Here is a 349-nt window from a genome sequence, read left to right as displayed (position 1 = left end):
GGTCGCAGGTCTCGGCGGAGGTCCGTTCCATATGCGCGACGGTCATCTGCTCCTTGCGCTCGATCGCCTTGGCATTGGCCTCCAGATCCCACATCAGCGGCTCATGCGCGAGCACCACGAGAATGGGAGGATCGGGAAAGACGCCCGTGCGCTTGGCAACGGCCGGGAAATGCGCCAGTCCGCCTTCGAGAGCGAAATAGACGACGTCGAAGGTGTTCTGCTTGAGGAAGTGGTAGACGGCGACTGAATTCTTGTCGCTGGACTCCAGGCCACGCAACAATTCGGGCGACGGCGGCAGCAGTTCGAGCCGGACCAGGAAATTGTCAAAACACCATTTGGCGAGCCTGGC

Annotated in this window: 1 protein-coding gene; it reads right to left on the bottom strand. The window is 61.0% G+C overall.

Going from position 1 to position 349, the window contains the following annotated elements:
* The coding region (locus EN808_RS36695; protein WP_189524251.1) for a hypothetical protein at window positions 1-349 on the bottom strand (349 nt) is incomplete at both ends.

Source organism: Mesorhizobium sp. M8A.F.Ca.ET.165.01.1.1 (assembly GCF_004792065.1).
Classification (GTDB): domain Bacteria; phylum Pseudomonadota; class Alphaproteobacteria; order Rhizobiales; family Rhizobiaceae; genus Mesorhizobium.
The sequence above is the reverse complement of the archived record's forward strand: the minus strand, read 5'-3'. Positions and strand labels throughout refer to the sequence as shown.